Genomic DNA, 22403 nt, shown 5'->3' on the forward strand with positions numbered 1-22403 from the left:
ACCCGCAATCTCCGATCCACGCTCATGGGCCGCACCCCTCAGGCAAGCCAGACACGCAAAGCACTGCTGCCCATCACCGGCGTGGTGCTGGCAGCCCACGGGCTGCTGCTCTGGGGCCTGCCCGAACTGAGCCCACCGGACCAAGCGGCGGACGCCCAGATCGTGATGGAGACGCGCATGCTGCAGGCGCCCCCTCCTCCGCCGCCACCGCCTGCCGCTCCCAAGCCGGCTGCGCCGCCTGCCGCTCCTAAGCCCCGGGTTTCGCCCCGGGCGCCAGTACCGGCTCCTGCCCCCATCCCGGACGAACAGGAGTCAGCACCAAATCCGCCTCTAACTCAGGAATCACAAGCGCAAGCAGCTCCTGAAACAGAAGCATCTGTCAATACGGAGCAGCCCACTGCTGCTGCAGAGCCGGCTCCCGAGCCCATGGCCGAGCCTCCCGAAGCCAATGGTGCCGACACGGCCCGCCCCATCCAGGTCACGCCCGCAGGCAGCGCACCGCTGCCACCTGGCTCCGTGCTGCCCGTCACCCTGCCCAACTCCGCCACGCTGGAGTTCAATGCCTCGGGTCAGGTCAAGGGTTTTCAATACTCGGCCGGCGCCCAGCTGCAATGGCAGCATGACGGCCAGTATTACCAGGCCAGGCAGTCGATCAGCATGTTCCTGCTCGGCGAGCGCGCCCAGACCAGCGAGGGGCTGATCACGCCCAAGGGCCTGCAACCGCTCAACTTCAGCGACAAGGGGCGAAAAACCCAGTCCGCCGCCTTTGATGTGGCCAGTGGCAAGGCGCACTACAGCGGCGGCCAGACCGATGCGGCCATCGGCGATGGAGTGCAGGACCGCCTCAGCGTGTTTCTGCAGCTCTCGGCCCTGATGGCTGCCGCCCCCGAGAAATATCCACCAGGCACGCTGATAGAGCTGACCACCAGCAGCGCACGCTCGGCCGTGCGCTGGCAGTTCCGCGTGGGTGCCAGCGAGGCGCTGGAGCTGCCGTTTGGCAGCGTCATGGCGCTGCGCCTGGACAAACTGCCCGGCAAAAGCAGCAGCGACCAGCGCGGCTCGGTCTGGCTGGCTCCGTCCATGCAATACCTGCCCGTGCGCATCAAGCTCACTCAGGGACAGGACGACTTTGTCGACCTGCAGCTCAAGAAATATCTGCCCGCGCCGCAATAGCCTCCATGCCGCCCCCTGGCGTAAACCCCGGGAGCACCGCGCCCCAAGCGTTCACTCACCTCCCAGTCAAGGCCTGTAACCTGCATCGGCTCGGGCTGAACGCTGTCGCGCCATTCAAGGACTTGCCTACTACAGATCGGGAAAGCCGGTTGCCCACAACCATGTCAAATCCATGGAATACTGTGCCCAAGTGCCAAGAGCAGGCATTTCCACCTTGAAATGCGGCACCCTGTCGCCATATCCATGGCAGGCATGCTCATAACGGAAGTGAAAGGAGGAACACCATGCAAATGCTTTACGACTCTGAATCCTTTGCGGTGCTCCATCTGCGTCCCGATATGGAGGCAGACGTTCCGGCAGGCAAAGCCAAGGCCGAGACCGAGCAAGCCCACCAACTGCCGCGCCACGGCTTTGAAATCGTGGACAAGCGCTCGGGCAAGGAGGTGTATCTGGATGGCTCCTGGGCCGAAATGTTCCAGAAGCAGATCCTCGCCTGGCAGCAGGACGCCCCCACCGAGGAGGAGGTGGAGGAAATTCTCGACACCTACACGGGCCTGGCCCAGCAGCCGGTCATCATTCACTGAACACCTTGCAAAAAGCCACTCGAAAGAGTGGCTTTTTTGATGCCTGAATAACGCTGCAGCACCTATCAGGAAATCGTGAGCTGCTATGACTTTCTGCACAACAGCATCAACACGCTGGCAGGCAGCATGCAGCCGAAAAAACCCAGCAGCCACCCTGCCGCGCCCAGCGTCAGCCAGTGACCCCAGTCAATGCCCTGCCCTGCGCAGTGAATCTCGCATTGGGGATTGTGGTCCCAGGCCATCCACATCAGAAGTCCGGCCAGCAGCAGGCCCACGCAGACACTGATGATCAGGCAGAGCTTCCAGCGCTTTGGCATGCTGCGGATTATGGCTGCGTCTTCGGCGGCGCACTGCTCAGCCAGCGGTAAAGCGGCGCCACCAGCAACAGCACGGCAATCAGCCGGCAGACCTGGAAGGCCGTGACCACGGGCACGCCCAGCTGCAGCACCTTGGCGGTGATGGCCATCTCGGTAATGCCACCCGGCGATGTGCCCAGCAGCAAGGTGACCCAGGGCAGGCCTGTGGCACCGTGCAGCAGCCAGGCGAAGCCCGCGCAAACCGCCATCAGCCCCACGGTACCCAGCGCCACCATGCCCAGCCAGCGCGGCGCCGTGTGCAGGAACTCACGGCGAAAGCGCACCCCCAGGCTGACGCCGATCACCAGCTGGGCGGCATTCATCAGCCATTGCGGCACGGCGGACAGCTCCAGGCCTGCCATGGTCAGGCCCATGGATACGGCCAGAGCGCCCAGAAACCAGGGGTTCGCACGCCTGAGCCTGAGCATCAGCAATGCCCCGGCGCCAGTGGCCAGCGCCAGCCAGGCAAAGCCCGGCCATTGCACATTGCGCACGCTGGGCAGCGTCAGGCCGGGGTCGCCCTGCAGCCCCGCCCATTGCAAGGCAAAAGGAATGCTCACCGTGACGATCACCAGCCGCAGGCTATGCGCCGCGGCCACCAGATCGGTGCGTGCATGCTCGCGCTCGGCCAGCAGCGTCATCTCCGAGGCTGCGCCTATCGCGCCCGAGAAATAGGTCGTGGCGCGCAAGCGCTCTTCGTCCATGCCCGGTTGCGCCAGCATGGAGGCTGCCTGCACGCGATACAGCCAGCGCCCGAAGCCCCAGCCCAGCAGCAAGGCCCAGGCAATGGCCAACGCAATCGCCCACCACAGGCCGGCCACCAGTTCGGTCACTGCAGGCGTGAAGTACAGGCCCAGCGCGCCGCCTATCGTCCACTGCCCCAGATCGCGCAACCTGGCCCAGCTCTGGGTGGGCGCTCCACCAATCGATAGCAGGGAGATGGAAATCAGCGGCCCCAGCATCCAGGGCAGCGGCGTATGCAGCATCAGACAGAGCTGGGCGGCCAGCCAGGCCAGCAGCAGGGTGGCGGCCACACGGGCCAGAAACGCGGGGGGAAGCAATACGGACATGTGCACGGGAATCCGGCAAGGCACGACAATGGACGCGCGACAGGGGCAATGCCCCGCAGTATCGCGGCAAAACTCGGTGGGCAAAGCCGGTACGAAATCTACAGCTACGAAGCCATGCCCCGTCTCAGACGAACGCAATCAGCTCATATGTGGACTTTCATTTCTGCGGCGCAGCCGCGCCAGCGTTTCAATCCTTTGGCCCTGACAGCTCTAGCCAGCGCCCTGCTGCTGGGCGGCTGCGCCCATCAAAGCGCTCAGTTGACCTCCGACACCGAATGGCAGCAGACACTGGGGCAGTGGGCCGGAACACCGGTCATTCTGCTCGGCGAGCAGCATGACCAGATCGCCCATCATCAGTGGGAAGCCGCTACCGTGCGCCACCTGGCAGCGCAAGGCAGGCTCGCAGCCCTGGTGGTCGAGATGGCCCCCGCAGGCGGCAGCACCCGGAGTCTGCCGGCATCGGCCAGCGACGAGGAAGTGAAGGCCGCGCTGCAATGGGCCCAGGGCGGCGGCCCGGGCGGCTGGCCCTGGCAGGACTATGGCCCGGTGGTGATGGCTGCCGTGAAAGCCGGCGTGCCCGTGCTCGGCGGCAATCTGCCGCGCCCCCGGATGAAGCAGGCCATGGGCGAGTCCCGCTACGACGCACACCTGCCGGCTGCGGGCTGGCAGCTGCAGCTCGACGCCATCAAGGATGGCCACTGCGGCCTGCTGCCCGAATCGCAGTTCGCGCCCATGGCCCGCATTCAGCTGGCTCGCGACGAAGCCATGGCCAGGGTGACTGAAACAGCGGTGCGCGAGCTGGGCCAGCCCGGCAAAAGCGTGCTGCTGGTGGCGGGCCGCGGCCATGTGCGCAGCGATATCGGCGTGCCGACCTGGCTGCCCGGCGATTTCAAGCAAAAAGTGGCCATAGCCCAATCAGACAAAGCGCAGACTGCCATCACGATGAAAGCAGACAAACAGCTGACACTGGAGGGCAACGCCTCCGAGGATCAATGCCAGCAACTGCGCGATCAATGGAAAAACAGACCCGCGCCCAAGTCTTGACGGGCTGCTGCAGCGCTTGTGATCCTCAGCCCGCGGTCGCGACAGCCACCAGCGACTGACCCTCGCGGGTCTTTTCCAGCAGGCGCGTGAAGTCCTCGGCCGGCAAGGGCCGGCTGCAGAAATAGCCCTGAAAGTAGTCACAGCCTTTTTGCTGCAGGAAGCTCAGCTGCTCCTGGGTTTCCACGCCTTCGGCCAGGACCTTCAGACCCATGGCATGACCCAGGGCAATGACCGAGCTGCTGATGGTCATATCGTCCGCGCTGTGCGGAATGTCGCGGATAAAGCCCTGGTCGATCTTGAGCAGATCGAGCGGAAAACGCTTGAGGTGCGCCAGCGAGGAATAGCCGGTGCCAAAGTCATCGATGGCCAGGCGCAGGCCCAGCTCGCGCAGACGGTTGAGCACGGCCAACGCCTCTTCGGGCTTTTCGGCCAGTGCGCTTTCGGTGATTTCCAGCTCCAGCAGGCTGGCCGGAAAGCCCGACTTGTTGAGCGCATCGGCCGTAGCCCCGGCAATATCGGTCAGCAAGAACTGATGCAGCGAGACATTGACCGCAATCGTCAGATCGGGCAGACCGGCAGCGCGCCATTGCTGGCCCTGGCGACAGGCCTCACCCAGCACCCACAGGCCCAGCGGGCCGATAACGCCCGAGTTTTCCGCCACGGGAATGAAACGGGCCGGCGAGATCAGGCCTTCCTCTGGGTCCAGCCAGCGCAACAAGGCTTCAGCCCCCACCACGCGCCCCGTCGCCAGATCGATCTGCGGCTGGTAATACAGACGCATATGGCCCAGCTCCAGCGCACGGCGCAGGCGAGCCTCCAGCGCCAGACGCTCGCGGGCGGCCTGGGTCATGTTCTCATGGAAGAAGCACCAGGCATTGGAGCCTCTGGCCTTGGCGCCATACACCGCAGCATGGGCGCCCTGCAGCAGATCGTCGGCTGTCAATGCATGGTCGGGATACAGACAGATGCCTGCGCTGACGCTGACCACCACCGACAGGCCATCTGGCGTGGTCCAGGGCTGGCCGGCTGCTGCCATCAAGCGCTCGGCCACGTCCACCGCGCTGTCGCGGCCGCAAATGGATTGCGCCACCACGCAGATTTCATCGCCCGCCAGGCGGCCAATGATGTCACCGTGTCGCAAAGCGCCCTGCATCTGCACAGACACATGCCTGAGCACCTCGTCGCCGATGGAATGACCATAGCTGTCGTTCACGTCCTTGAAACGGTCGATATTGAACAGCAGCACGGCCATGCGACGGTTGGTGCTCTGACTCAACTCCACCGCCTCGCCCAGCATGCGCGTGAATTGAGAGCGGTTGGGCAGACCGGTCAAGGTGTCGCGATGGGCCAGAAACTCCAGTTGCTGCTCGCGCGCCTTCTCGGCCGAGATATCGGTGAACATGCAGACGTAATGCGTCACCTTGTCGTTGGCATCCTTGACCGCGCTCAGCGACATGCGCTCGGGAAAGACCTCTCCATTCTTGCGCCGATTCCAGATTTCGCCCTGCCAGTGCCCTGTGGCATGCATGCTGGCCCACATGGCGTCATAAAAGGCCTTGTCATGCCGGCCGGACTTGAACATGCGCGGCGTCTTGCCCAACATTTCCGCTTCGCTGAAGCCCAGCAGCTTCGTGAACGCGTGGTTGACCGAGAGAATTCGGCTGTGTGCATCGGTCACCACCACACCCTCGATGGTGTTGTCCACCACGGTGGAAGCCAGGCGGCTGCGCTCATCGGCCTCGCGACTCGCAGTCTGGTCGGAGAGCAGGCCCGAAATCCGTATCAGGCGTCCACTCTCGTCCTTGTAGGCCTGGCCGCGTGCGCGGAACCAGCGATACAGACCGTCAAAGCACAGCAGACGTGCCGTCAGCACCAGCATGCTGCCCTGCTCCAGTGCTTGCTCAGCCTGGGCACGCGCCGTTGCGGCATCTTCAGGGTGCAGGCGCTGATGGAAATCGAACTCGCGGGCCAGATCCTGGCCCTGATAGCGCAGCAAGGCACTCATGCCCGTGGAGAAGTTCAGCCGCTGCTCGAGCGCGTCCCACTCCCACACGCCATTGCCGCTGCCTTCCAGCGCCAGGCGCAGCATGGTCTCGCTGCGCATCATGGCGTTGCGCGCACTCACCATCTCGCTGAGATCCTGCAGCACGCAGACCAGGGCCACCGGCCCGCCCACACCCGAAGCCGCCACGCGGCTGGTGGTGCACAGCACGGGCGTGACCTTGCCGGTTTCGGCATGCACGCACTGGCGCAGCACCTGGAAGTAGTCGGTGCTGCCGTCCAGCAGGCGCTGCAGCTGCAGAACCACCTCGTCCCGGTCATGGACCGGCACCAGCACCCGGAAATCCTGGCCGCGCAGCGATTCCACACTGCGCCCCAGCCAACCCGCCAGCTTGGCATTGGCCCAGACAATCTCGGCCCCGCCCACATGCACGCGAGCCATGCCGGCCGGTGCGTGACGCACCACCAGCTCCAGCTCCTGCGCCGTCTCCCGGCCACGCTGGTCGGCGCGCGCCTTGCGCTGCATGAACAAAAGTGCAACCAGCGCTGTCGCCAGCAACCAAACAATGAACAGGCCTATCTGCCAACGCAGCGACTGTCGATTCAGCGATACATCAAAATAGCCGAGCACGCCCGCCTGCGCCCCCAACCAAAGCATCCCCACGCACAAATAGAGGGTGACAATCACCCAGGGTGTGAGCGGAGAATGCCCCTCCTCGCTTTTCATGAATTTCCTTTGTCCGCAGGGTCCTCGCCTTGCTGCGACAATTGCCGAGCTATGACCCAAGCCTATATTTTGACTTTATCCTGCCCAGACCGACTGGGCCTGGTGCATGCCGTTTCCGGATTCTTGCTTGAACAAGGCGGCAATATTGAAGAAGCAGCGCAGTACAACGACCCGGTAACCGGTCTGTTCTTCATGCGCGTGCAGTTTGCCTGCGATGGCAAAGACGCCGCCTCTTTAAAGGCATCCGTTGCCGAATTAGCTGATCAATATCAAATGCAGTGGAGTTTGCACTCCAAGGCCGAGCGCATCAAGACCGTCATCATGGTCAGCAAGGAAGGCCACTGCCTCAACGACCTGCTGTTCCGCTGGAAGTCGGGCCTGCTGCCCATCGAGATCAAGGCCATCATCAGCAACCACCGCGAGTTCTATCAGCTGGCGGCCAGCTACAACATCCCCTTCCATCACATTCCCGTGACTGCCGCGACCAAGGCCCAGGCCGAAGAGCGCCAGTACGAGATCATCGAGGAGGAAGGCGCCGAGCTGGTGGTGCTGGCGCGCTACATGCAGGTGCTGTCCAACGACCTGTGCAAAAAGCTGTCCGGCCGCGCCATCAATATCCACCACAGCTTCCTGCCCAGCTTCAAGGGTGCCAAGCCCTACTACCAGGCGCATGACCGCGGCGTGAAGCTGATCGGCGCCACAGCCCACTATGTGACGGCCGACCTCGACGAGGGCCCGATCATCGAGCAGGACGTGGCACGCGCCGACCACACCGACACCGTGGAAGACCTGACGGCCCGTGGCCGCGACACCGAGAGCCAGGTGCTGGCCCGTGCCGTGAAGTGGCATAGCGAGCGCCGTGTCATTCTCAACGGTCACAAGACCGTTGTGTTCCGCTAAATCCCTGGGCTTGGGATTGATCATATGACCCGCAGCCCCGGCGCCTTGAACAGCATTACGGCCAGGCGGATTCCGCCGATACAGTGCCTGCTCACCTTCGAGGCTCTGGCGCGGCTGCGCTCGGTCACGTTGACGGCGGAGGAGCTGTGCGTCACGCCCAGCGCCGTCAGCCACCGGGTCAAGCAGCTGGAGCAGATTCTGGGCGCGCGGCTGTTCGGCCGCACGGATTTCTCGCTGACCACGGACGGCAGCTCCTATCTGGCCCATGTGCGTGAAGGCCTGGGCGCCTTGCAACGCTTTCCGGGAGCGTCAGCCTCGCCTGGGCGCAGACGCCTGAAGCTGGCCGTCACCCCCACCTTTGCGCGCGTGATCCTGATCCCGCGCCTGCGCCAGTTCACCGAGGCCTACCCCGAGATCGACATCGCGCTGCAGGTGTCGATTCCGCTGCTGGATGTGATCGGCGAGGACGCCGACCTGATGGTGCGCTTCGGCGCCGGCCACTATGCCGATGTGGAGCATATCGAGCTAGCCCGCGACACTGTCACACCGCTGGCCTCGCCCAGCTTCATCCGCGAACATGGCCCGTTCGAGCGCCCGGACGACCTGGAAGGCATGCCGCTGCTGCGCAGCCCGCTGGAGCCCTGGCGCACATGGTTCGCCGCGACCGGCCTCGACATGGCCGAGCCCAACGAGGGCTCGCAGTTCAACGACATCGGTCTGATGTGCGACGCCGCATCGGCCAGCATGGGCATTGCCCTGGTACGCCACAAGCTCGGCGCCCCCTGGCTGGAGAACGGTACGCTGGTGCGCCTGTTCGATGTCGATGCTCCCAGTCCCCACGCACACTATCTGTGCTGGAAAACCGGCATCATGGACCGCTGGGAATGTGCGGCCTTCGCAGAGTGGCTGCGCAAGGCCATGGGCTGAGCTGCAACCCGGCGGCTTCGCTGTGGCGCAGCTCTTGCTCGCCGCCCCTGGCCGACGAGCAGCTCGTTGCACGGGCTGCTCGATGGATAACGAAGATGGAGCACTCACGGCATGAACCTGCAGCCCAGGCTGTACCCCGGCCTTGACCAGAACCAGGCCCTCAACAGCGAAGCGTCCTCGCTGCTCATCCGCGCCCTGGCCGGCACGGGCAAGACGACCACGCTGGCCATCAAGGCCGCAGACCTGATCCGCACCCAGGGCGCGCGCAACGTGCTGATGCTGGCCTACTCGGAGGCCGGCATCAAGGCCATTCAGGCGCGCCTGGACCGGATCTCCGCCGTGCGACTCGAAGGCCTGCATCTGCTCACTCTGGAGCATTTTTGCGCCCGCCTACTCGAAGAGCAGGGCGACCCTGTCCCCATGCTCTCCTCCAGCCTGGAAAAGAACCTGCTTATCCAGCAAGCGCATGAAGCGCTGTCGCAAGAGGTCGAACGGCATGCCGAGCTCGACATACCCGAGCTGGCGGACTACTTCGCACGGCCTCTGGACATCAGCGCCTTCCTCGCTTTCGAGGCCCAGGCCAAGCAGTGCATGCTGGAACTCGACATCGACGACAGCGGCCTCGGCGCGCTGGCATATTGCCGCGACAACGCTCTGGACTACGGCCTGTACCGACTGCTGCGCAGCTATGAGCGGCTGCGCGCAGGCCCCACCCAGGAGCCGCTGTTCTATGCGCCCGGCGACTGCACCTACGCGCTGGCCTGCCAGCTGGCAGCACTGGACTTCGATGCCGGCTTCCCGCTGCTGCAGGGGCGCTTCGAAGCCGTGCTGTTCGACGAACTGCAGGACCTGGACGAGGCCGCGCTGCTGGTGCTGCGCCATCTGGCGCGCGGCAACGGGCGCTTCATCGGTGTCGGCGACTTCAACCAGCACATACTGCCGGGCGCCTCCTCCATCTTTGGCGACAGCGCCCAGCGCATCCTGCAGGAGCTGCCCACAGGCACCAGCCAGGCCACGCTCAACACGACCTATCGCTTCGGCCCCGTCATCTGCGAGGAACTGAACCAGCGCTTTGGCGTGGAGTTCGACGCCCATTACCGCAACGCCTCGGCCTGGTTCGAACATCGCCATGGCGATGACGAGGATTGCGCCCGGCAATTGCTGGGTATTCATGCCGCCGTGGCCCGCCTGCCCCGCAAACCGCAGGACCCGCCAGCCGTGTTGCGTGTCATCCTGCATTCGCCCGAAGATTCGGTTCTGCTTGAATGGCTGTTCGCCCACGAGGGCGTGCACTATGCCTGCAAAGGCATGCAGCGCTTCTACCAGCGCCGCGAAATCGCCCTGGTGCTGGCCATGCTATGGGCCATGCAGGGCTGCAGCGGCGGCGCGCTGCTCTCGCAAGGCATTCTGAGCAGCGCTGCCGAAGGCCTGATGCGTTACGTGCGCCATGCCAGCCCACCCGACCGGGATCTGCTGGCCAACGGCCTGTTCGACATGACTGCACTGGGCGACGCCCCGCCGGAATCCGACACGCTGCGCATTGCCGCAGAACTCATGGGACAGCAAGCCGCCATGCGCCGCTTCCTCGCCGCCTACATCGCTCCAGACTCCCCCTGTGCCCGGTTGCTGGCCTTGCCCGCCGGCCAGTGCGCGGATGCGGGGCAGTTGCTCCAGCACCCTCTGTTGCGACAGTTCTTCGCCCAGGCCCCCATCAGCCAGGACGAACTGCGCCAGTGTCTGGCCAGCCTGCAAGCGCTGTCGCGCATCTGCGCCGGGCTTACCGTCGATGAATTCCTGGGCCGTCTCAGCCTCATGGTCCAGTCAAGCATCGCACAGCATCAGCGCCATGAAAAACCCAGCTTGCAACTGCTCACGGTAGAACGCAGCAAAGGCCATGAATACGAGTATGTGGCCGTACCATTCGTCAATCCCAGGCACTTCTCGCCCAATGCGAGCGACCCACAGCGCAACATGCTCTACGTCGCCATGACCCGCGCCAGCAAGCGCCTGTGGATACTGGAAAGCAGATGACGATGCAAGGCTATGGAGGCGATGCAAATCAAGCCCGTATCTCATAGGCGGGTCAAAACACCATAACGTCGCCCCCAGCCGACATAGCCACAGTTGCCCTCTCCCACCCTTGTTGCAGCCCTCCCACCATGGACTCACAACAACGAGGAGGAGACCCATGCAAACACCATTGCGCTGCGCCTGGCTGCTGGCAGCCGGCATCACCGCCAGCCTGACCCTGCATGCGCAGGAGAGCAAGCTCACCATAGGCGCCAGCTTGCCGCTGTCAGGCTCTCAGGCCGAGGCCGGCAAGGAAGGGATGAGCATCATGCAGGCGCAGGTGGAGGCATTCAACAAGCAGGGAGGCCTGGACGGCAAAGCTTTGACACTCAAGGTACTGGACGATGGCTACGAGCCACAGCGCGCCGCCAGCAATGCACGCCAACTGATCCAGGAAGGAGCCCTGGCCCTGCTCAACTGCTGGGGAACAGCCAGTTGCACAGCCATGCAACCCGAGGTACAGCAAGGCCAGACGGCCCTGGTGGGCGTGATTGCAGGAGCCGGCAGCGTGCGCCAGCAGCCGGGCCGTTTCATTTATCCGCTGCGCGCCAGCACCCAGGCTGAAGTCGCGGCCATGCTGCAGCAGATGCAGACCATAGGTCTGCGGCGGATCGCCATCGTTCACCAGAACGACAGCTTCGGCAAAAGCAGCCTGCAGATCGCCCTGAACGCCTTTGCCGCCAATGATCTCAAGGCCGCGGCAACTCTGGCCGTGGAGGCATCGGGCAGCAACGCCCCTGACCTGGCCCGACAACTGGCCGCCCTGCCCGATCTCCAAGGCGTCATCATGCTGGCGGGCGCCCCTGCCACCATAGGTCTGATCACCATGGCCAGACAGGCTCATGTCACGGCGCCTTTCTACAACCTGGCCGCCCAGGCCAACCGTGCCGTGGTGCAAGGACTGGGCCCCTATACGCGCGGCATTGCCTTCACCACCCTGGTGCCCAGCCCGTGGAAGGGCGCGATTCCGGCCATCAAAGACTACCAGCAACTCGTCGGCCAGCCGGGCATGCCACCCGCCTCCTATCTGGGGCTGGAAGTCTTTCTCAACACCCGCACCCTGCTGGATGCGCTGCGCAAGGCCACGCCCTCCAATCAGCGTGCGAGCCTGACTGCCGCCCTCGACGCCATGGGCGAGATTCGCTACGGCGCCATGCATCTGCGCTTCACACCGCCGCGTACCGGCTCCAGCTATGTGGGGTTGACCATGATTGATGCAAGCGGCCATTTCAGGGAATAAATCAACTCCAAGTCTTATTCATCAATCGTCAAAAGCTATCGTTTCAAGAGCAAATATCATCATCATCGCAAAGCATTTCAAGCAGCTTTGCAATAAAGCTCACACCAATGCGCGGGCGCATCCCCTACATTTGCAGGCATGACGTTCGCCAGCACTTTTACCGATCTCGTCGCTACCTCCAGCGCTGCAGCCAACGCCGCGCATCACCCGCCCGAGCCGTCCGAGCGTGCTCGGCGCCAGGCCGAGGTGGTGGAGGCACTGCGCCCCCATGTGCCGGCGCATGCCCTGCTCTATCAGAGCGAAGACACCACGCCCTATGAGTGCGACGGACTGACGGCCTACCGACAGCGCCCTCTGCTGGTCTGCCTGCCAGAGACTTATGCTCAGGTGCAGGCTGTGCTCAAGGCCTGCCATGCCATAGGAGCGCCCGTCATTGCACGTGGCGCGGGCACGGGCCTTTCGGGCGGCGCCATGCCTCACCCCATGGGCGTGACGCTGTCGCTGGCCAAGTTCAACAAAATCCTCGACGTCGATGCCTACAGCCGCACGGCCCTGGTGCAGTGCGGCGTGCGCAACCTCGCCATCAGCGAAGCCGCTGCCCCCTACGGTCTGTACTATGCGCCCGACCCCAGCAGCCAGATCGCCTGCACCATCGGCGGCAATGTGGCCGAAAACTCGGGCGGCGTGCACTGCCTCAAGTACGGGCTCACGGTGCACAACGTGCTCAAGGTCAAAGGCTTCAGCATCGAAGGCGAGCCCGTCGAGTTCGGCTCGGATGCACTCGACACCCCTGGTCTGGACCTGCTGGCCATCATGATCGGCAGCGAAGGCATGCTGGCCGTGGTGACCGAGGTCACGGTCAAACTCGTGCCCAAGCCCCAGCTGGCGCGCTGCATCATGGCCAGCTTCGACGATGTGCGCAAAGCGGGCGACGCAGTGGCTGCGGTGATCGCGGCCGGCATCATTCCCGCCGGACTGGAAATGATGGACAAGCCCATGACGGCCGCCGTGGAGGACTTTGTGCGCGCCGGCTACGACCTCACGGCGCAAGCCATCTTGCTGTGCGAGAGTGACGGCACGCCCGAGGAGGTCGAGGAAGAGATCGCCCGCATGAGCGAGGTTCTGCGCCACGCCGGCGCCACGGCCATCACCGTCAGCGAAAGCGAGGAAGAGCGTCTGCGCTTCTGGAGCGGGCGCAAGAACGCCTTTCCCGCCAGCGGCCGCATCAGCCCCGATTACATGTGCATGGACTCCACCATTCCGCGCAAGCGTCTGGCAGACATCCTGCTGGCGATTCAGGAGATGGAGAAGAAGTACCAGCTGCGCTGCGCCAACGTGTTCCATGCAGGAGACGGCAATCTGCACCCCTTGATACTGTTCGATGCCAACAACCCCGACGAACTGCACCGCTGCGAGCTGTTCGGAGCCGACATTCTGGAAACCAGCGTGGCCATGGGCGGCACGGTGACGGGCGAGCATGGTGTGGGCGTGGAAAAGCTCAACAGCATGTGCACCCAGTTCACAACGGCCGAGAACGCCCAGATGTTCGCGCTCAAGGCGGCGTTTGATCCGCAATCGCTGCTCAACCCCGGCAAGGTGATTCCCACGCTCAACCGCTGCGCCGAGTACGGCAAGATGCTGGTGCGCGGTGGACAGATTGCCCATCCCGATCTGCCGCGCTTTTAACCGCCTGGAGAGCCATGCAGCGCAAATACCGGTTGATTCTGAGACTGTCTGCGCTGCTGCTCATGGCTGCCAGCCCAGGTGCGCATGCACGCGGCTATGCCTCCACCGGCAAATGCGGTATCTATCCACGCCTGGCCATCACCAGTCCCTCGGGCACCTGTGTAGGGCTGATAGCCGACGACGCCCATGGCCTGCGCTTTCCGCGCCGCGTATTGGAGATTGAGCCGGGCCGTATCTGGGTGCTTGACATGGGCAACTGGATGCCCCAGGTGGGCCAGCTGATCGAGCTTAGGCTGCCGCCAGACGCGGCGACTCCCGCCAATGCCAACACCACGGCCAGGGCCGTGGAAGCCAGAGTGTTGCTGAGCAAGCTCAACTACCCTTCGGGCATGGCGCGCGGTCCGGACGGAAAAATCTATATCGGCGAGGCCGACAAGATATGGCGCGCTGTAGTGCCTTCACTCGGACAGGCACCTCAGCCCGAGTTGCTGGCCAGCGGCCTGCCGGCCGACGGTGCGCACCTGCTCAAGGAGCTGGCGTTTGCGCCGGACGGCAGCCTCTACGTCAATATGGGATCGGCCACCGATGCCTGCCGGGGTGAAGACCAGAAGCAAGCCGTGCCCTGCCCCGAGCGCAGCACGGCCATGCCGCGCGCTGCCGTCTGGCGCATGGTGCTGCAGGCCGGCAAGCAGCCCGTCAAGGAATTCAAACCCTTTGCCAACGGTCTGCGCAACTCCATGGCGCTGGCCGTGATGCCCGACGGCCCTGCGGCAGGCACCGTCTGGCAAGGCGAAAACAATATCGACTACCGCGACCCCAGGCAGCCGCCCGAGGAGCTCAACCTGCTGCGCGCGGGTGCCGACTACGGTTGGCCCTACTGCATAGGCGCACGCCAGAACGCACAGGGCTATGAAAAGCGCTTCGACTGCAGCAAGACCGAGGCTCCACATATGCTTTGGCCCGCCCACGTGGCTCCACTGCAAATGCTGGCCACGCCTGTGGGCAGCGCGTTTGGCGGGCAATTGCTGGTGGCCTGGCACGGCCAACGCGCGGACGGTCAACGCCTAGTGGGCTTTGCGCGCGACGACAAGGGCCGGCCCTCTGGCAAACCCATTCAATGGCTGAGCAACTGGGACGCCAGGCCCGGACTGCGTCCCGGCGGCCGCCCCACGGGCATGGGCCTCGATCATGCGGGCCGCCTGCTGGTGGTGGAGGACTTCAACCGCAGCCTGCTGATGCTGATGAGTGAAGCAGGCACGGCGCCAAGACCCAGGTAACCAGGCAAGGTGCTCAGTTCAGCAGCTCGCGTCCACGCGCCAGAAACCTCGCGTACTCCTCGTCGGGGACAAACAGGCCGCCCGTGGTCCAGACAATATGTGTGGCGTTTGCCATGTGCGGCAGCAGCTTCTGGCGCTGCAGATAGTCCTGACCCGCAACACTCTCCAACAAGGCGCGCGGACCGCTAAAGCCCGCTGCGGCCGATGGCTCGATCTGCAGCCCCTCTCTATCCTTCAACAGGCACAGATGGCGAAACAGGGTTTCGTCCTCCACCGTGAACACGCCGCCGAGAAAGCCACGCACCACGTCGGCAGCCAGTTCCGATGCACGCGGCACTGCCAGGCCATCGGCCTCGGTCTGGTTGTTCAGGCCCAGCTCATAGACCGAAGGATGGGCTTCCAGACCAGGCAGCGCTGCAGCACCGGCCAGCATCTCCACCATGAAGCAGGGCGACTGCACGGGCTCGGCAAAAAAACAATGCACATGTGGCCCGAATGCCTGCTGCAGACCCAGCGCCACGCCGCCGGGCGCCCCCCCAACGCCGCAGGGAATATAGACAAACAAAGGATGCGTCTCATCCACGGCAATCCCGTTCTCTGCAAGTTGCGCGACCAAGTGCGGAGCCGCCGCCGCATAGCCAAGCAACAGCGAAAGCGAATGCTCGTCATCCACAAAGTGACAGTGCGTATCCCGGTCGGCCAGCGCGCGGCCCGCAGCCACGGCCTGGGCATAGTCGCCGGCATGCTCCACCACCTGCACGCCACGGGCTCGCAGGCGCTGCTTTTTCCACTCCTTGGCATCGGCAGACATATGGACCGTTGCCTTGAAGCCAAGGCCCGAAGCCATGACGCCAATCGACAGGCCCAGATTGCCCGTGGAGCCTACCGCCACCTGGTACCGGGCGAACACCGCACGCGCAGCGTCGGAGGCCAGTTGCAGATAGTCGCCATCGGCCAGCAGGCCATGCTGCAAAGCGATCTGCTCCGCATACTCCAGCACCTCATGCACGCCACCGCGTGCCTTGATGGAGCCCGCTACCGGCAGGCTGTGATCGGCCTTGAGCCAGAGCCGCCCCAGTTGCTCGGGCAGCTGCAAAGTCTGCTGCATCTGCGGCACGAGCAGCAGCGCCGACTCAATACGTCCGCCAGACGCCTGCAACTCTGGAAACAGCTGCGCCAGCAAGGGTGCAAAACGTTCAAAACGCTGTACAGCCTGCTGAACCTGAGCTGCGTCTATAGAGTGCGTGGACCGAGCACCCTCGCTGCGCCCGGCCCATAGCGCAGGCCGGGCATGACGCAGGTCTTCAACAAGGTCGCGCAGTGCAGGGAAAGTCATGGCAGGCATCCATCGTCATACAAGACCGCCATATTAGGGCCAATGGTGCATGCCAGACAGGTCAGCAAAGGCGCAGCATGGTCGCTATACCTCGCCCATGGCCGGGTCGCTGATCGTGTGCTGACCGGTTTCCACGCGACCGGCAAAGCGCCGGTAGTACGCCGGATCGCTGTTGCAGGTTACGGCGAAGTCATACCACTGGCCGCTGGCCTTCAGCTCCCAATGCCTCTCGGCGCTGGCGGCAGCGGCAACGCTAACCGTCCATGGGCCGTCGCTCAGGTAGGCCATGGGTGTGATGGTGAACACCGCAGCCTGAGCACCCTTGTTCATCAGATCCACGTAGACATTGCCATTGGCGATGTCGTAGCAGACACGCACCTCGGGGGCAGCCTGCGCACTGCCCAGGCGATTCAGGTCGCCCTTGAAGTGGCGGTGAAACCCGTTGGGACCCAGCACCCAGAGATCGTACTTGCCGAAATTGTCACGCACGGCATCCCAGGTATCGGACAGCGTCTTGCCCGCTTCCACCATATAGCGGCGCGGCGTGCGATCCAACTTGTAGCGGTCATAGACATGGAAGACGGCCGCCTGCGTGCCGGTGTTGGCAAACACCAGCTCCACAGGGCCGTTGCTCTGGCAGCGCGCACTGGCATGCAGCTCGTAGGGCAAAGCCCGCGACGGACGCGTACCGCCAGCCTGCAAAGGCAGCTGCATATCGCGCGGCACCGGCACGGCGGGCAGCTTTTGCTGATCGGCACGCAGCTGGTCAGCAACATCGCGTGTGGATCGTCCGGCCAGCACGGGCAGGGTCTCGTTGTTGGGCGTCTTGAAGTTGAAGGTACTCAGAAGATCTCCACATACCGCACGACGGAACGGGCTGATATTGGGTTCCTTCACGCCAAAGCGGGCCTCCAGAAAACGCAGCACCGACGTATGGTCGAACACCTGCGAGTTGACCCAGCCGCCACGACTCCATGGCGAGATCACATACAGCGGAACACGCGGCCCGGGACCATAGACACGGCCATCGGGGGCGGGCTGGCTGCGGCTGCCTGCCGGCGCGCCATGCGTGAAGTACTCGGCCTGCAGATCGGCCTCCGGCAGCGTGGTCTTGCCTGCATAGGTCTTGTCGGCATTCTGCGATGGCGCCGAGGGCGAAGGCATATGGTCGAAGTAGCCGTCGTTCTCGTCGAAGTTGACCAGCAGCACGGTCTTGCTCCAGACCTCGGGATTGGCCGTCAACGCATCCAGCACCTCCTGCAGAAACCAGGCGCCCTGCACCGGGCTGGATGGGCCGGGGTGTTCGCAATAGATGGACGGTGCATTGACCCAGGACACCTGGGGCAGCTTGCCCTCGCGAACATCGCGCTTGAAGGCGTCCAGGTATTCCTCGGGCTTGTTGCCGGGCAAGGTGTTGGCCACGCCTTTGTACAGCGGGTTGGCAGCGTTGTCGCTGGCCGCGTCATAGGCATGGTAGGGCAAGGCCTGGCCGGTGCTGGTGTACGGCGCATTGGGTGCGCCGCCGCTGGAGACGGGAAAGCCTGAGGCCAGATTGGCGCGCCGAAAGCTCTGGAACGCACCCAGCATGTTGTCGCCCCATTCGTCAGGCATGTTCTGGTAGCTGATCCAGCTCACCCCAGCTTCCTGCAGCCGCTCGGCATAAGTCTTCCACGTATAGCCGGTGGTGGCATCGCTAGGCACGCCGTTGATGGCATCCCACTCGTTATTCACGAAAGCCACGTTCTGCGGTATGGCACCGTTGGTGCCCGTCATGTGGAATGACCGGTTGGCGTCGGTGCCGGTGTGCATGGCGCAGTGGTAGGCATCGCAGATCGTGAAGGCATTGGCCAGCGCAAACTGATAGGGCAGCTCCTGCTCCTTGAAATAGCCCATGGAGGTGTCCGTCTTGGCCACGGGCCAGCGCGACATGCGGCCGTTGTCCCAGGCCTGCTGACTGTCCAGCCAGGAATGAGGGGTTCCGGAGACGCGCTGCGCGTTGTTGGCCGTTCCGTCCAAATGGTAGGGCGTGATCACCGTACCGTTGGCACGCTCCTGCTGCCAGACCTTGCGGCCGTTGGGCACGGGAATCGTCATCCGGTCGCCAAAGCCGCGCACCCCCTTGAGGGTGCCGAAGTACTGATCGAAGGAGCGGTTTTCCTGCATCAGGATCACCACATGCTGCACGTCCATGACCGTGCCCGTGACATTGTTGGCCGGAATGGCCAGCGCACGGCGGATGCTGGGCGGAAAGGCCGCCAGTGCGGCAGCGGAAAAGGCGGCGTTCTTGCCGGCCTGTAGAAGGTTGCGTCGCGAAATCATGGTGAAGCCTTGTCTGTCACCGCGCTCAGGGAGCACAGCGCATCTCCGGCTTGGCCGGCTCGGTGGGGGTCGTGGGGGTCGTAGGATTGGTCGGGTTCGTGGGAGCAGGCGGGCTGTCATCGCTGCCGCCACAGGCGGCCAGCGTGGCGGCCGTCAGACAGGCGAGCGCCAGCGCCTTGATCAAACGCTTGTTTTGCATGGAGTCTTTCGCTTTGATGTCGACAGGTTTCGACCGGCAAGAATCTAGGAAAAGCTCATGTCATGCCGATGACGTCCGTGTTTCAATCCGTTTCCTCGCATCGCGCCAGCGCCCGGAATTCGCGGGCCTTGCTCGGCACGAAGCGCCATGCAAAAAGGGCCGATGCATTCGCATCGGCCCTGTGCAGAAGACATTTCAACGCCGGTCAGAGCGCTGGCGCTTGCACGGCTATTGGCGCTTCTGGTAGCCGAGTCTGTACAGCAGCGGCAGCACCAACAGCGTCAGCACCGTGGACGAGAGAATGCCGCCGATCACCACCGTGGCCAGAGGACGCTGCACCTCGGCCCCGGTGCCCGTGGCAATCGCCATGGGTACAAAGCCCAGCGATGCCACCAGGGCTGTCATCAGCACGGGACGCAGGCGCGTGAGCGCCCCTTCGGTCACGGCCTGTTCCAGATCCATGCCCTGCTCGCGCAAGCTGCGGATATAGGAGATCATGACCAGGCCGTTGAGAACGGCCACGCCGCATAGGGCGATAAAACCGATGGCCGCCGAAATGGACAGCGGAATGCCGCGCAGCCACAGCGCCGCAATCCCGCCCGTCAATGCAAACGGAATGCCGGTGAAGACAATGAGACCGTCGCGCACGTTGCCGAACATGGCAAACAGCAGCGTGAACACCAGCGCCAGCGCCACGGGCACCACGATCATCAGGCGCTTGCGGGCGGACTCCAGGTTCTCGAAGGTTCCGCCCCAGCGCGTCCAGTAGCCGGCCGGCAGGGCAATGCCTTCGAGCTCCTGCTGGGCCTGGGCCACGAAGGAGCCGATATCGCGGCCGCGCACATTGGCGCTGACCACGATGCGGCGCTTGCCGTCCTCGCGACTGACCTGGTTGGGCCCCGGCGCCAGCTCCACCGTTGCCACGGATGACAGGGGCACAAAGCCCAGACGCCCGTCGCCGCCGCGCGGCAGCGCGATCGGCAGGCGGCCTATGCCGTCCACATCGCTGCGCATGGCCTCGGGCAGGCGCACCTGGATGGCAAAACGTCGATCTCCCTCGAACACCGTGCCGGCCTCGCGCCCGCCAAAAGCCGTGCTGATGGCGTCCTGCACATCGCCCATGTTCAGGCCGTAGCGCGAAGCTTTCTCGCGATCGATCTGCACCGTGAGCATGGGCAGGCCCGTGGTCTGCTCGACCTTGACCTCGGAGGCACCGGGGATCTTCTGCAGCATGGCTGCCACGGCCTGCGCAGACTTCTCCAGCTGGGCCATGTCATCGCCGAAGATCTTGACGGCCACGTCGCTGCGCACGCCGGAAATCAGCTCGTTGAAGCGCAGCTGGATCGGCTGCGAGAACTCGTAGTTGCTGCCCGGAATCTTTTCCACAGTCTCTTGTACGGCAGCCAGCAGATCGTCACGCGAGCGCGCCGGATCGGGCCATTGCTCGCGCGGCTTGAGCATGATGTAGCCGTCCGAGATATTGGGCGGCATCGGGTCCGACGCAATCTCGGCCGTTCCGGTACGCGCAAACACGCGCTCGATTTCAGGGAACTGCTTTTTGAGCTCGCTCTCGATCTGCATCTGCATCTGCACCGACTGCGTCAGGCTGGTGCCCGGTATGCGCAGCGCCTGAATCGCAAAGTCGCCTTCGTTGAGATTGGGCGCAAACTCGCTGCCCATGCGCGTGGCCAGCAGCAGACTCAGGGCGACGATGACAGCTGCCGCCGTCAGCACCACGGCCGGCGCATGCATGACCTTGTCCAGCACCGGTGCATAGGCACGCCGCGCCCAGCCCATGAGACGGTTTTCCTTCTCGGCCACCTTGTCGCCCATGAACAGCGCAATCGCGGCGGGAATGAAGGTGATGGACAGCAGCATCGCGCCCAGCAGCGCAATCACCACCGTCAGCGCCATGGGGTGGAACATCTTTCCTTCCACGCCGGTGAGCGCAAAAATGGGCAGATAGACCACCATGATGATGAGCTGGCCGAACAGCAGGGGACGCCGGGCTTCCCTGGCCGCAGCGAACACCTCCTCGAAGCGCTCGCTGCGGGTCAGCGGCCGGCCCGCTGCCGCCTGGGCATGGGCCAGACGGCGCACGCAGTTCTCCACGATCACCACCGCGCCGTCGATGATGATGCCGAAGTCCAGCGCCCCAAGGCTCATCAGATTGGCGCTGACGCGCATCTGCACCATGCCAGTGAAGGTGAACAGCATGGAAAGCGGAATGATGAGCGCCGTGATCAGCGCGGCGCGCAGATTGCCCAGGAACAGAAACAGGATCGCCACAACCAGCGCCGCGCCTTCGATCAGGTTCTTCTTGACCGTGGCAATGGCCTTGTCCACCAGATTGGTGCGGTCGTACACCGTCACGGCCTTCACGCCGGGCGGCAGGCTTTTGTTGATCACCTGCATGCGTTCATGCACGGCCTGGGCCACGGCACGGCTGTTCTCGCCAATCAGCATGAACACCGTCCCCAGCACCACTTCGCGGCCGTTGTCCGTGGCCGCACCGGTGCGCAGTTCGCGCCCCAGGCCCACATCGGCCAGGTCCCGCACGCGAATCGGCTGGCCTTGTGCCGACCCCACGATGACTTCGCGAATATCGGCAATGCCACCCACCTGACCCGGTGCGCGGATCAGGTACTGCTCGCCCTGGCGCTCGATATACCCGGCGCCCACATTGGCGTTGTTGCGCTCCAGCGCCGCGACGATATCGGCCAGCGTGAAACCGTAGGCCGCGAGCTTCTGCGGCTGCGGAGCCACCAGATATTCCTTGGCGAAACCGCCAATCGAGTTGATCTCGGTCACGCCCGCCACATTGCGCAGCTGGGGTTTGATGACCCAGTCCTGGATCTCGCGCAGATCCATGGGCGTGTAGGGCTTGCCGTCGGGCTTGGTGGCGCCGTCATCGGCCTCCACGGTCCACAGGTAGATCTCCCCCAGCCCCGTGGAAATAGGCCCCAGCGCAGGCGCCACGCCTGCAGGCAGGGCATCGCGCGCCTGCTGCATGCGCTCGTTAACCAGCTGGCGCGCAAAGTAGATGTCCGTGCCGTCCTTGAACACCACGGTCACCTGGGACAGGCCGTAGCGCGAGAGCGAGCGGGTCTGCTCCAGGCCCGGCAGGCCGGCCATCACGGTCTCGATGGGGAAGGTGACGCGCTGCTCGGTCTCCAGCGGCGAATAGCCGGGGGCCGAGGTATTGATTTGCACCTGCACATTGGTGATGTCTGGCACGGCATCGATGGGCAGACGCTGGTAGTTGTAGATACCCAGGCCCACCAGGGCAAGCGTGGCCAGCATGACCAGCCAGCGCTGGGCAATCGCAAAGCGGATGATGCGCTCAAACATTCAAACTCCAAAACAGGATTCAGGGCCCGCGCTCATATGCGACCTGACGGAGAGACACCGAGCAAGGGCCGCCTCGCAGCGGGGCCGCCCAGGCGAGGGTGTCGTCCCCTGGGGGAAGGCGCTCCGCGCCTCAGGGGGTTCCA

16 protein-coding genes are annotated in these 22403 nt (G+C 64.1%); 9 read left to right on the forward strand and 7 right to left on the reverse strand.

Annotation, left to right across the window (positions count from 1 at the left end; translation table 11 throughout):
* The first annotated feature begins 24 nt into the window (after nucleotides 1-24).
* A complete protein-coding gene (locus CTR2_RS25270; protein ID WP_087080047.1) occupies nucleotides 25-1173 on the forward strand; it encodes a DUF3108 domain-containing protein in 1149 nt (382 codons plus the stop codon).
* Between the two features lie 284 nt (nucleotides 1174-1457).
* The gene (locus CTR2_RS25275) at nucleotides 1458-1757 is read left to right on the forward strand and encodes a BTH_I0359 family protein (protein ID WP_003068569.1); all 300 of its coding nucleotides are present in this window, start codon (nucleotides 1458-1460) and stop codon (nucleotides 1755-1757) included.
* Nucleotides 1758-1840: 83 nt separating this feature from the next.
* Here CTR2_RS25275 and CTR2_RS25280 read toward each other — a convergent pair whose 3' ends face one another.
* Together CTR2_RS25280 and CTR2_RS25285 are read right to left on the reverse strand one after the other, a co-directional pair.
* A complete protein-coding gene (locus tag CTR2_RS25280) occupies nucleotides 1841-2074 on the reverse strand; it encodes a hypothetical protein (RefSeq protein ID WP_087080045.1) in 234 nt (77 codons plus the stop codon).
* 8 nt (nucleotides 2075-2082) lie between these two features.
* Nucleotides 2083-3183, reverse strand: a complete 1101-nt coding sequence (locus tag CTR2_RS25285; protein WP_087080043.1) for an AbrB family transcriptional regulator — start codon at nucleotides 3181-3183, stop codon at nucleotides 2083-2085.
* Nucleotides 3184-3330: 147 nt separating this feature from the next.
* Between CTR2_RS25285 and CTR2_RS25290 the strand changes: the two genes are divergently transcribed.
* On the forward strand, nucleotides 3331-4227 hold the full coding sequence (locus CTR2_RS25290; RefSeq protein WP_087080041.1) for a ChaN family lipoprotein: 897 nt from the start codon (nucleotides 3331-3333) through the stop codon (nucleotides 4225-4227).
* Nucleotides 4228-4252: 25 nt separating this feature from the next.
* Here CTR2_RS25290 and CTR2_RS25295 read toward each other — a convergent pair whose 3' ends face one another.
* Nucleotides 4253-6955 (reverse strand): sensor domain-containing protein, encoded by a 2703-nt coding sequence (locus CTR2_RS25295; protein ID WP_087080039.1) that lies wholly within the window; start codon nucleotides 6953-6955, stop codon nucleotides 4253-4255.
* Between the two features lie 51 nt (nucleotides 6956-7006).
* On the opposite strand from CTR2_RS25295, the gene purU reads away from it, so the two are divergent.
* The 6 genes from purU to CTR2_RS25325 all read left to right on the forward strand — a co-directional run bounded on the left by purU (nucleotide 7007) and on the right by CTR2_RS25325 (nucleotide 15055).
* Nucleotides 7007-7855, forward strand: a complete 849-nt coding sequence (purU, locus tag CTR2_RS25300) for a formyltetrahydrofolate deformylase (RefSeq protein ID WP_003068559.1) — start codon at nucleotides 7007-7009, stop codon at nucleotides 7853-7855.
* Nucleotides 7856-7879: 24 nt separating this feature from the next.
* A complete protein-coding gene (locus CTR2_RS25305) occupies nucleotides 7880-8782 on the forward strand; it encodes a LysR substrate-binding domain-containing protein (protein ID WP_012840040.1) in 903 nt (300 codons plus the stop codon).
* Nucleotides 8783-8893: 111 nt separating this feature from the next.
* Nucleotides 8894-10813: a UvrD-helicase domain-containing protein gene (locus tag CTR2_RS25310; protein ID WP_087080037.1), complete on the forward strand. Its 1920-nt coding sequence runs from the start codon at nucleotides 8894-8896 to the stop codon at nucleotides 10811-10813.
* A 157-nt stretch (nucleotides 10814-10970) separates the two neighbouring features.
* Entirely contained in the window at nucleotides 10971-12092 is a 1122-nt protein-coding gene (locus tag CTR2_RS25315) for an ABC transporter substrate-binding protein (RefSeq protein ID WP_087080035.1), read from the forward strand.
* Nucleotides 12093-12230: 138 nt separating this feature from the next.
* Nucleotides 12231-13778, forward strand: coding sequence for an FAD-linked oxidase C-terminal domain-containing protein (locus CTR2_RS25320; RefSeq protein ID WP_087080033.1), 1548 nt, complete (start codon nucleotides 12231-12233; stop codon nucleotides 13776-13778).
* A 14-nt stretch (nucleotides 13779-13792) separates the two neighbouring features.
* Nucleotides 13793-15055 (forward strand): PQQ-dependent sugar dehydrogenase, encoded by a 1263-nt coding sequence (locus CTR2_RS25325; protein ID WP_087080031.1) that lies wholly within the window; start codon nucleotides 13793-13795, stop codon nucleotides 15053-15055.
* A gap of 13 nt (nucleotides 15056-15068) precedes the next feature.
* Here the strand turns inward: CTR2_RS25325 and CTR2_RS25330 are convergent, their stop codons facing one another.
* The 4 genes from CTR2_RS25330 to CTR2_RS25345 form a co-directional block, all read right to left on the reverse strand.
* Nucleotides 15069-16400: a D-serine ammonia-lyase gene (locus tag CTR2_RS25330; protein ID WP_087080029.1), complete on the reverse strand. Its 1332-nt coding sequence runs from the start codon at nucleotides 16398-16400 to the stop codon at nucleotides 15069-15071.
* Nucleotides 16401-16475: 75 nt separating this feature from the next.
* Entirely contained in the window at nucleotides 16476-18710 is a 2235-nt protein-coding gene (locus tag CTR2_RS25335; protein ID WP_176391572.1) for a phosphocholine-specific phospholipase C, read from the reverse strand.
* Nucleotides 18711-18735: 25 nt separating this feature from the next.
* Nucleotides 18736-18909, reverse strand: coding sequence for a hypothetical protein (locus CTR2_RS25340; protein WP_012840047.1), 174 nt, complete (start codon nucleotides 18907-18909; stop codon nucleotides 18736-18738).
* Nucleotides 18910-19137: 228 nt separating this feature from the next.
* The gene (locus CTR2_RS25345) at nucleotides 19138-22260 is read right to left on the reverse strand and encodes an efflux RND transporter permease subunit (RefSeq protein ID WP_087080025.1); all 3123 of its coding nucleotides are present in this window, start codon (nucleotides 22258-22260) and stop codon (nucleotides 19138-19140) included.
* Nucleotides 22261-22403: the final 143 nt, after the last annotated feature.

It is taken from the genome of Comamonas thiooxydans (assembly GCF_002157685.2).
GTDB lineage: Bacteria > Pseudomonadota > Gammaproteobacteria > Burkholderiales > Burkholderiaceae_C > Comamonas > Comamonas testosteroni_H.